Origin of the sequence: Nocardia sp. Root136, from assembly GCF_001427185.1 — a bacterium.
GTDB classification, from domain to species: Bacteria; Actinomycetota; Actinomycetes; order Mycobacteriales; family Mycobacteriaceae; genus Nocardia; species Nocardia salmonicida.
The window spans coordinates 153,721-163,924 of record NZ_LMFE01000004.1; the positions used below are offsets into that span (position 1 = coordinate 153,721).

A 10,204-nucleotide genomic window follows, 5' to 3' on the forward strand; every position below is an offset into this window, starting at 1 on the left:
GCGGTCGTCGTGCAGGTTACGGTCGCCTATGTCGCCGCCGCGTCGGCGCCGGGTGAACGCGGCCGCAACGTCGGCGCCGTCACATCGGGTGTGGTGATCGGCATCCTCGGCGCCCGGGTCGTCGCGGGAGTATTGGGTGACGCGCTCGGCTGGCGATCGGTCTATGTCCTGCTCGCCGTGCTCTACGTGACACTCGCCCTGGTCACCCGAGGTAGCCTGGACCCCGACGTCAGAACATCCGGCGCGCGGTACACCCAGATTCTGCCCGGGTGGTCGCTGCTCTCGCTCGCCGCGTCCTGGCTGCTCATCGCTCGGACCGGTCCGACTCTGGCATTGCTGGTCATCGGGCCTCCTGCGTGACCGGCGCGTTCAACGCCGTGGCCGGTCTCGTCGTGTGGGCTTTCGTGACGGCTGGAACACGAGGTCGGCAACCGGTGAAGGTCCCCGATCTACGGGCGAGAACGAACTAGCCTGCCTCGCATGGGCGGTGTCAGCAAACCCGGAGACAACGGCACTGAACTTCCACCTACCGGGACCGCGCAGGACGTGGTCCCGGTACATCCCGTAGCCGGGCGGCGCTCGGTCAACAAACCGGTCTTCGGGCTCGCGGCCGGCACCGTGCTCGCCTTCGGGATCTGGGCGTTGGCCGCACCGGAGAGCGCCGAGACCGTTGTCGGCACGGTCAAGACCTTCATCTCCACCTGGTTCGGCTGGTGGTACTTCGTGCTCGCCACGGCCATCCTCGGCCTCGTCGTTTTCCTCGGTGCCAGCCGCTACGGCCGGTATCGGCTGGGGCCGGAGGAATCGCGGCCGGAGTACAGCCTGTTCTCCTGGACGTCGATGCTGTTCGCGGCCGGTATCGGCATCGATCTGATGTTCTTCTCGGTCGCCGAGCCGGTCTACAACTACCTGCATCCCCCACTCGGCGAGCCCGCCACCAACGCGACTGCCCGCAACGCGGTGGCCTGGACGATCTTCCACTACGGCATCACCGGCTGGGCGATGTACGCGCTGATGGGCGGCGCGCTCGCCTACTTCGCGTTTCGGCACAACCTGCCGTTGACGATCCGTGCCGCGCTCTATCCGATCTTCGGCAAGCGGGTCCACGGCCGGTGGGGCGACGCGATCGACGTGGCCGCGGTGCTCGGCACCATCTTCGGCATCGCCACCTCGCTCGGTATCGGCATCGTGCAGCTCAACTACGGCCTGAACCAGCTGTTCGGGATTTCCCAGGGCAAGGCCGCCCAGATCGGGCTCATCGCGCTGTCGGTCGCCATCACCACGATCTCGGCTACCACCGGAGTCGACAAGGGCATCCGGCGATTGTCGGAGCTCAATGTCATCATGGCGATCGCGCTGCTGATCTACATCCTGGTAGCGGGCAATACCTCTTTCCTGCTCAACGGTCTGGCCCAGAACGCGGGCGACTACCTGTCGACCTTCCCCGACCGGACCCTCGACACCTTCGCCTGGGAGCGCAATCCGGAGACGGCGAACACCCCGACGACCTGGCTGGACAGCTGGACGCTGTTCTTCTGGGCTTGGTGGGTGGCCTGGGCGCCGTTCGTCGGCCTGTTCCTGGCACGCATCTCGCGCGGGCGCACGCTGCGCCAGTTCATCTTCGGGGTGCTCGTGGTGCCGTTCAGCTTCACCCTGATGTGGATCTCGATCTTCGGCAACAGCGCGCTCGAGGTCGCCAGGGACGACACCGCCTTCGCCGAGAAGACCGCGGCCCAAGCCGAACTCGGCTTCTACTCCCTGCTCGAGAAATATCCCGGCGCGACGCTGTTGTTCGGCATCGCGACCATCACCGGGCTGCTCTTCTATGTGACAACCGCCGATTCGGGGTCACTGGTCATGGGCAATTTCACCTCGAAACTGCCCGATCCGATGGCCGACTGCGCCACCGGCACCCGGATCTTCTGGTCGGCCGCGATCGGTGTGCTCACCTTGTCGATGCTGTTCGCCGGTGCGGGCGGGTCCATCACGACCCTGCAGAACGCCACCATCATCATGGGGCTGCCGTTCTCGTTCGTCTTGGCGCTGATCGGCATCGCGTTGTTGCGCGCTGTCCACAACGAGTCCTTCAAGCTCGACAGCTACCGCACCTCGCTGCCCAAGGCATTCGCCGCGGGCCGTGGCCCGGCCGAACTCAGCAGTTGGCGTCGCCGGTTGCTCTCGACCATCAACTATCCGGGGGCCGCGGCGACGCGCAAATTCATCACCGGCACCGTCGATCCGGCGATGCACGATGTCGCGGCGGAATTCGAGCACATGGGCATGACGGCGACCATCGACGATTCGCAGTCCAACGAGGGTCTGCCGTCGCCGCGTCTGCTGGTCGATCAGGCCAGTGAGCCCCGGTTCGAGTACGGCATCTGGCCGGTTTCGGCACCGGCCCCGACCTACGCCGTGCTCGCGCAGCGGTCCGACGATCGCTACTTCCGCTGTGAGGTCTACCTCGCCGAGGGATCGCAGGGCTACTCCCTCAACGGCTACAGCCGCGAGCAGATCATCGGCGACATTCTCGACCAATACGAGCGCCACCTGGGTTACCTGCACCTGCGCCGCTCGGCGACAGATCACCACGAGCCCGAAGTAGGCGACAGCACCGACAGCGATCTGTGAAGGGATCCATCATGAGCGAAACCCTCTATATCGACGGCTCCTGGCGCCCGTCGGCGTCCGGGCAGACCCGCGAGATCCACTGTCCGGCAGACGGTTCCCTCGTCGGCATCGTCGCAGAGGCAGACCGAGACGACACCGTCGCCGCGATCGCCGCGGCCCGCCGGGCCTTCGACGACGGGCCGTGGCGCAAGACCACCGCCGCCGAACGAGGCGACCTGCTGCTGCGCGTCGCCGACGCCATCGACGACAGGCGGGCCGAGTTCGCGCGCGCCGAAACCCTCGATACCGGCAAGCGACCCTACGAGTCCGATATCGACATGTCCGATATCGCGAACTGCTTCCGGTATTTCGGCAAGCTCGCCGCCGACGACGCGGGCCGCGTCGTCGACGCGGGCTCATCCGACATCGACTCCCGCGTGGTCTATGAACCGGTCGGTGTCTGCGGATTGATCACACCCTGGAACTATCCCCTGTTGCAGGCGGCCTGGAAGGTCGCCCCGGCCTTGGCGGCCGGCAATACGTTCGTGCTCAAACCAGCCGAGCTGACCCCACACACCGCGATTCTGCTGATGCAGGTGCTCGACGATCTAGACGTGCCCGCCGGGGTAGCGAATCTGGTGCTCGGTGCGGGTGCGAGCGCGGGTGCGCCGCTGTCGGAGCATCCCGATGTCGACCTGGTCTCGTTCACCGGCGGGCTGGCCACCGGCAAGATCATCGCGCGCGAGGCGGCCGCCACGGTCAAGAAAGTGGCGCTCGAGCTGGGCGGCAAGAATCCGAATGTCGTCTTCGCCGACGCCTGCGACACCGACGAACGCCTCGCCGCGAGCGTCGACAATGCACTCAACGCCGCGTTCCTGCACTCCGGCCAGGTGTGTTCGGCGGGCGCTCGCCTGGTGATCGAGGAATCGGCGCACGACCGTTTCGTCGACGAGTTGGTGCGCCGCGCCGAGCAGATCCGGCTCGGGTTGCCGTTCGCCGAGGGCACCGAGACCGGGCCGCTGATCTCGGCGGCCCACCGCGACAAGGTGAACGCCTATGTCGACCAGGCCCGCGCCGAGGGTGCCGTCATCCGCACCGGTGGCGCCTTCGCCACCGGCGACGCGGGCTCCGGCAACCTCGACAACGGGTGGTTCTACCTGCCGACCGTCATCGACGGCGCCACCCGCGCGATGGCGTGTGTGCACGACGAGGCGTTCGGGCCCACCGTGACCGTGGAAACCTTCACCACCGAGGACGAGGCCGTCACCATCGCCAACGACACCGAATACGGTCTCGCGGGCGCGGTGTGGTCCGGTGACGCCGCACGCGCGCGTCGCGTCGCGACCCGGTTGCGGCACGGCACCGTGTGGGTCAACGACTTCGGGCCGTATCTGCCGCAGGCCGAGTGGGGTGGTTTCGGCCGCTCGGGAGTCGGCCGCGAGCTCGGTCCTTCCGGGCTGCACGAGTATCGCGAGGCCAAGCACGTCTACGAGAATCTCCGGCCGGGCGTCACCGGCTGGTTCGCCGATCGGGAGGAACAGCGGTGACCACATACGATTACGTGATTGTCGGCGGCGGTTCCGCGGGGGCGGCCGTCGCGTCGCGGCTGTCGGAAGATCCGTCGGTGACCGTCTGTCTGCTCGAGGCGGGACCCTCCGACGTCGACGACCCGGCCATCCTGCGACTCGATCGCTGGATGGAACTGCTGGAATCGGGCTACGACTGGGATTACCCGATCGAGCCACAGGAGAACGGCAATTCGTTCATGCGCCATGCCCGCGCCAAGGTGCTCGGCGGCTGCTCCTCGCACAACAGCTGTATCGCGTTCTGGGCTCCGCGCGAGGATCTCGACTCCTGGGAACGTGAGCACGGCGCCACCGGATGGGGCGCCGATTCGGTGTACCGGCTGTATCCGCGGATCGAGACCAACGACGCCCCCGGCGAGCACCACGGCCGCGGCGGCCCGGTGAACATCATGACGGTGCCGCCCAACGATCCGTGCGGGGTGGCGTTGCTCGACGCGTGCGAGGCTGCCGGCATCCCGCGCGCCGAGTTCAATTCCGGGCACACAGTAGTCAACGGCGCCAACTTCTTTCAGATCAACCGGCGTTCCGATGGCACGCGATCGTCGTCGTCGGTCAGCTACCTGCATCCGAATCTGGACCGGCCGAACCTCACCGTCCGGACCGGCGCCTGGGCCAAGAAGATCGTGATCGAGAACGGGCGGGCCGTCGGGGTCGACATCACCGACAACGCGTTCGGCCGCACCACCCGGATCACCGCCAACCGTGAGGTGATCGTCTCCGCAGGCGCCATCGACTCACCGAAGCTGCTCATGCTCTCGGGCATCGGACCCACGGTTCACCTGCGCGAGAACGGCATCGAGGTGATCGTCGACTCTCCCGGTGTCGGCGCGAACCTGCAGGACCACCCGGAGGGCGTGATCGGTTTCGAGACGACGCGACCGATGGTGGACAGCTCCACCCAATGGTGGGAGGCGGGCATCTTCACCACGACCGAAGACGGCCTCGACCGGCCCGATCTGATGATGCACTACGGCAGCGTCCCCTTCGACATGCACACGCTGCGGCAGGGCTACCCGACCGCCGAGAACACCTTCTGCCTGACCCCGAACGTCACCCATGCCCGCTCACGCGGCACCGTGCGGTTGCGCTCGCGCGACTTCCGGGACAAGCCGAAGGTGGACCCGCGCTACTTCACCGATCCCGACGGCCACGACATGCGGGTGATGATCGCCGGTCTGCGCAAGGCGCGCGAGATCGCCGCGACAGCGCCACTGTCGGACTGGGTGCGGCGTGAGCTGTATCCGGGGCCGGACGTGCGGACCGATGCCGAATTGGCCGACTACGTCCGCCTGACCCACAACACCGTCTATCACCCGGTGGGCACGGTCCGCATGGGTGCGGTCGACGACCCGATGAGTCCTCTCGACCCCGAGCTGCGGATCAAGGGTGTCGAGGGTCTGCGCGTGGCCGACGCCTCGGTGTTTCCCGCGCACACCACGGTCAACCCGAACATCACCGTGATGCTCGTCGGCGAGCGCTGCGCGGAACTCGTCGCCGCCGACCGAAAATAAATCAGCCGACATTTCGGACGCGGTATGCCACCATGATTTCACGCAGGTGATTCGCATCGGGCGAGGACCGACGAGCAGCATCGAGAGGAGGAGACGGCCGTGAAACAGCAAGCGCCACAGCGAGATTCGGAACATATCTATCGCCGCGCGAATTCGGCCCATAGCGCCATGCGCCTGGGTATCGATGGCTCCGGCCGTCTCCGGTTCGCGGCCTGACCGGCCGTTTCCCTTTCCGATCCCGACGTTCGTTCTCTTCGAAACATGGTGATTCCCATGATGATTCGTCATGCCGTCGACCCGACGGCCCCTGCTTCCGACACCTGGATACACACGAGGGTGCTCGTGCTGAACGCCAGCTACGAGGCCCTCGACGAAATCACCGCCGACCGAGCCGTGACATTGCTGATCAGCGGCGCCGCCGAGACCGTGATCGAGCGGGCGCCGCGGTTCCCGATCCGGTCGCAGCATCTGGTCATCGCGTTGCCGGAGACGATCCGGTTGGTGCGCTACGTCTACCTGGCCCACGTGGCGCCGATCGGTGACGACAGCCGCGCCACGCTGGCCGGGGTGCTGCGTCGCGACAAGCACCGGTGCGGTTACTGCGCCGACTGGGCCCACACCGTCGACCACATCCGCCCACGCAGCCGGGGCGGACCGAACACCTGGAGCAATCTCGTCGCCTGCTGCGCACCGTGCAATGCGGGCAAGGCCGACCGCACCCCGGAAGAGGCGGGGATGCGGCTGCTGTGGGAGCCCAAGGCTCCCGACCCGCTCGCCCGCAAGCAGCGCCGGATCTGGAAGGAGTACGCGCCGTGACCACCACCGACCTCGCACTGACCGAACTGCTGACCCTGTCCGATTCTGGGCAGTGGCACCGCGCCGCCTGCCGCGGTGACCCCAACCATGAGGCGTGGTTTCCGTACCCGTCTCAGGACTTCGACTACGCCCGCCGGATCTGCGCCGGTTGCCCGTTGCTCGCGGGGTGCGCCGAGTACGCGGCCCAGACCGGCCAGTCGGGGGTGTGGGGCGGTCGTGAATACGACCGTGGTCGCGTGATTCGTCCATGACCGGCCGGGGCCGGGTGTCGCCTGACACCCGGCCCCGTGTCCGTTCGGCATGTCGGGCTCTTACCGAGGCCGTGACCTGGGGTGATGCAGACGGGTATGCGCTGTGCCGTGTTGTCGCGTGATGTCCTTAAACTTGCCGCGTGGGTACGCATCGCAACGGGACCAGTTCTCGAAGTATCAGCAAGGGTCCGGTTATCGCGGCATCGGTTCTCGTTCTGGTGATCGTGGCCGTGTTCGCCTGGTTCCAACTCAGCGATCGCGCCGATTCGACAGACGTCGCCGCCGCTGCCGAGTGCGTCGAAGGGGCCGCGTCGCTCGACGTCACGGTCGATCCGGCCATCGCCGGTCCGGTTCGCGCCGCGGCCGAACGGTACAACGCGAGCAAGCCGCGGGTGCGTGACCACTGCGCGCGGGTGGAAGTATCCGCGCGCCCATCGACCGCCGTAGGCGCCGGTCTGGCCGATGTCGCGGCGTGGGATCCGGCGCTCGGGCCGAAGCCGGGGCTGTGGATCGCCGACTCGAGCCGGTCGGTCGAACTGGTCCGGGTGCCCGGTCTCATCGAGGGCACGCCCGCCTCCATCGCTACCAGTCCGATTGTCCTCGCCGTGCCCGACGCCCTGCGCCAGGCGCTCGAACAGCACCAGATCGCCTGGGCCGACCTGCCGCGATTGCAGCAGGGCTCGCTCGACGAAGTCGGTTTGACGGGGTGGGGCGGGCTGCGGATGGCGCTGCCCGCCGGTGACGCGACGACCGCCGCCGCGGCCGCTATCGGTTCCTCGATCTCGGGGACCGAGCCGTTGACCGAGCAGGCCGCCGGGTCCGGTCAGGTCGTTGCCGCGATCTCCGGGCTCGCCGCCGACGCGCAGGCACCGGCCGATCTGACGACCGCAATGTCGGCGATCAGCGCGAATCCCACCGACGACGAGGTGCACGCGGTCGCCGCGACCCAGCAGCAGCTCGGCACCGGCGGGCTCACCGCGTTTCGGCCTATCGGCATCGCGCCGCTGGCCGACTACCCCGCGGCGCTGGTGTCGGGTCCGTGGGTCGACAAGACCCAGAATCTGATCGCGTCGCGGTTCATCGACTTCCTGCGCGCACCGGAGCAGGCGGGTGCGCTCGCCACCGAGGGCTTCGGGCCCGCCATCGGCTCGGCACCGGCGAATCCGGTGCGCGCGGCGTTGGCGAAGGTGCAGTCGACGCTGGCGAACCCGGTCCTCGGCGTGAACGCCACGGTCCTGCTCGATGTGTCGTCGTCGATGGGCACCGCGGAGGGGTCGACCACCCGCCTGTCGAACGCGATAGCCGCCGTCGCCTCGACACTGCAGGTGATGCCGCCCGACTTCGGGCTCGGCCTGTGGACGTTCGGGAAGAACATCGACGGCACCACCCCGTACAAGGCGCAGGTGGCCACCGATCTGCTCACCGACGCCCAACGCAACGCGGTCGGCTCGGCGGTCACCGCGGTGAAACCGAGCCAGCTCACCGCCGATCAGGCCTATCCGAGCCTGCTCGCCGCCTACCGCGCCGCGGTGGCCGGTTACTCCCCCGGTCGCACGAACTCGATCCTGCTGATCACCGACGGCCCCGACGACGACTCGACGCTGACCGGCACCGCGCTGGTCGAGCAGATCACCGCGGCGACCACCTCGAGCAAACCCATCCGCATCGACGTCGTGGTGATCGGCGGCCAGGGCACCCAGACCCTGCAGACCCTCGCCGATCAGACGGGCGGCACCTACACCCGCATGCCGGCGAGCAACGACCTCGGCTTCGGCACCGCGGTGGTCAAGGCGCTCACCACGCCGTAGGTTTCGACGCCGCCGTCACGGCGCAACCCGCACCAGCGCACCGGATTCCATCGCTACCCAGAGGTCTCCAGCCGCGTCGACCGTGAGTCCGTGCGGTTCGGCGCCGGGTAGGTCGAGGTGGGTGATCTCGCCGTCGGTGGTGATCCGGCCGAGACGGCAGCTCGCCCACTCGGTGAACCACAGGGCACCATCGCTGCCTGCCACGATCGCGTGCGGGCGAGCCTCGGTGTCCGGGAGGGTGAACTCGGTGACGGTGCCGTCGAGGTCGATCCGGCCGATGGCACCTGCGCCGATTTCGGTGAACCACAGTGCCTTGTCGGGGCCTGCGGTGATGCCGACCGGTGCGGCCGCGGGCGTGGGCAGCGGGTGGACCCGGAGCGCGAGGTCGTTGTCGATCCGGGCGATCGCGTTGCCCTGGTTCATCGTGAGCCACACGGCCCCATCGGGCCCCGGCGTGATCATCGAGGGCATGCCGTCGACCTCGACGCGGGCGATGGTACCGTCCGCGCCGAGTCGCCCGACCCGACCCGCCTGCAACTCGGTGAACCACAGCGCCCCGTCCGACCCGACGCACGCACCGTAGGGGCCTTCCATGGACTGGCTCGTCACCGCACCGTCGACGGTGATGCGGCCGAGTCGACCACCGTGGAACTCGGTGAACCACAAAGCATTACCGGCCCCGGCCACGATCACCGTGGGTTGTCCGTCGGACTGCTCGAGCGGATAGGTCCGAACGAGCCCGTCGGCGAATCGTCCGATCACGCCCTGCGCGACCAGCGTGAACCACAGCGCCCCATCAGGACCGACTGTAATTCCGTAAGGCGCGCCCGGCACCTCGATCACGTGCACGATCTCAGCCAAGATCCTCAATTCCCTTCTGTATTACTGGAAACGACAGCGCAACGCCCGATCGCGCGACACCACGACCACCGCACCGCGGTAGTCGTTGAGTGGTCGAACAGTGCTCCAATCGCAACTCATGTAGCTTTAACCTACAAAACCGAGCCGACTAACGCAACGGGAGTAGTTTTTGGAGCCACAACGACGCCCCGGCGGACGGAGTGCCCGGGTCAGGGAGGCTGTTCTCGACGCGACGACGGCCGAACTCGCCGAGCAGGGCTATCAGGGCCTCACCGTGGACGCGGTCGCCCAGCGAGCCGGGGTGCACAAGACCACCGTCTACCGGCGCTGGCGCGGCCCGGAGGGCTTGGTGGCCGACGCCTTGGAACGCGCCGCGGAACAGTCGTGGCCGATCCCGGACACCGGCTCCCTCACCGGCGATCTGCGCGCACTCACCGAACTGGTGCGCGCGAGCTTCGCGGATCCCGAATCGGGCACGGTGGCAGCGGCTTTCGTCGCGGCGGGCATGCAGCACCCCGATGCCGCCGCCGCGCTGCGCGGGTTCTATGCCGCGCGTCACGACGAGGCGGCGCAGATCGTGCGGCGGGCGATCGTCCGTGGTGAGGTCGCGCCCGACGTCGACGCGACCGAGATCATCCGGCTGTCCATCGCACCGCTGTTCCACCGACTGTTCATCACCCACGAACCAGTCACCGTCGAGCAGGCACGCCGAGCCGCGGATGTCGCGGCAGCCGTCGCCAGAACAGATGCTTGAATCAGCCTGT

At 67.8% G+C, this 10,204-nt stretch carries 9 protein-coding genes; 8 read left to right on the plus strand and 1 reads right to left on the minus strand.

Features of this window, described 5'->3' with window-relative positions:
- The first annotated feature begins 9 nt into the window (after positions 1-9).
- The 7 genes from ASD42_RS16530 to ASD42_RS16560 all read left to right on the plus strand — a co-directional run bounded on the left by ASD42_RS16530 (position 10) and on the right by ASD42_RS16560 (position 8,579).
- Entirely contained in the window at positions 10-360 is a 351-nt protein-coding gene (locus tag ASD42_RS16530; RefSeq protein WP_235569612.1) for an MFS transporter, read from the plus strand.
- Positions 361-480: 120 nt separating this feature from the next.
- The gene (betT, locus tag ASD42_RS16535; RefSeq protein WP_084787171.1) at positions 481-2,628 is read left to right on the plus strand and encodes a choline BCCT transporter BetT; all 2,148 of its coding nucleotides are present in this window, start codon (positions 481-483) and stop codon (positions 2,626-2,628) included.
- An 11-nt stretch (positions 2,629-2,639) separates the two neighbouring features.
- Positions 2,640-4,154 carry an aldehyde dehydrogenase family protein gene (locus tag ASD42_RS16540; protein WP_056817721.1) on the plus strand — a complete coding sequence of 505 codons (1,515 nt, stop codon included), beginning with the start codon at positions 2,640-2,642 and terminating at the stop codon, positions 4,152-4,154.
- A complete protein-coding gene (locus ASD42_RS16545; protein ID WP_056817643.1) occupies positions 4,151-5,704 on the plus strand; it encodes a GMC family oxidoreductase in 1,554 nt (517 codons plus the stop codon). Before ASD42_RS16540 ends, ASD42_RS16545 begins: the two co-directional genes overlap by 4 nt.
- A gap of 273 nt (positions 5,705-5,977) precedes the next feature.
- Positions 5,978-6,520, plus strand: coding sequence for an HNH endonuclease (locus tag ASD42_RS16550; protein ID WP_165610283.1), 543 nt, complete (start codon positions 5,978-5,980; stop codon positions 6,518-6,520).
- Positions 6,517-6,771 (plus strand): WhiB family transcriptional regulator, encoded by a 255-nt coding sequence (locus ASD42_RS16555; protein WP_056817644.1) that lies wholly within the window; start codon positions 6,517-6,519, stop codon positions 6,769-6,771. Before ASD42_RS16550 ends, ASD42_RS16555 begins: the two co-directional genes overlap by 4 nt.
- 140 nt (positions 6,772-6,911) lie before the next feature.
- A complete protein-coding gene (locus ASD42_RS16560; protein ID WP_063893659.1) occupies positions 6,912-8,579 on the plus strand; it encodes a VWA domain-containing protein in 1,668 nt (555 codons plus the stop codon).
- 15 nt (positions 8,580-8,594) lie between these two features.
- Here the strand turns inward: ASD42_RS16560 and ASD42_RS16565 are convergent, their stop codons facing one another.
- The gene (locus tag ASD42_RS16565; protein ID WP_056817645.1) at positions 8,595-9,440 is read right to left on the minus strand and encodes a Vgb family protein; all 846 of its coding nucleotides are present in this window, start codon (positions 9,438-9,440) and stop codon (positions 8,595-8,597) included.
- A gap of 169 nt (positions 9,441-9,609) precedes the next feature.
- Between ASD42_RS16565 and ASD42_RS16570 the strand changes: the two genes are divergently transcribed.
- Positions 9,610-10,194, plus strand: coding sequence for a TetR/AcrR family transcriptional regulator (locus ASD42_RS16570; protein ID WP_056817647.1), 585 nt, complete (start codon positions 9,610-9,612; stop codon positions 10,192-10,194).
- Positions 10,195-10,204 lie beyond the last annotated feature (10 nt).

Coding starts and splice junctions, on each gene's coding strand:
- betT (WP_084787171.1), top strand. CDS start 481: ATGGGCGGTGTCAGCAAACCCGGAGACAACGGCACTGAACTTCCACCT.
- ASD42_RS16540 (WP_056817721.1), top strand. CDS start 2,640: ATGAGCGAAACCCTCTATATCGACGGCTCCTGGCGCCCGTCGGCGTCC.
- ASD42_RS16550 (WP_165610283.1), top strand. CDS start 5,978: ATGATGATTCGTCATGCCGTCGACCCGACGGCCCCTGCTTCCGACACC.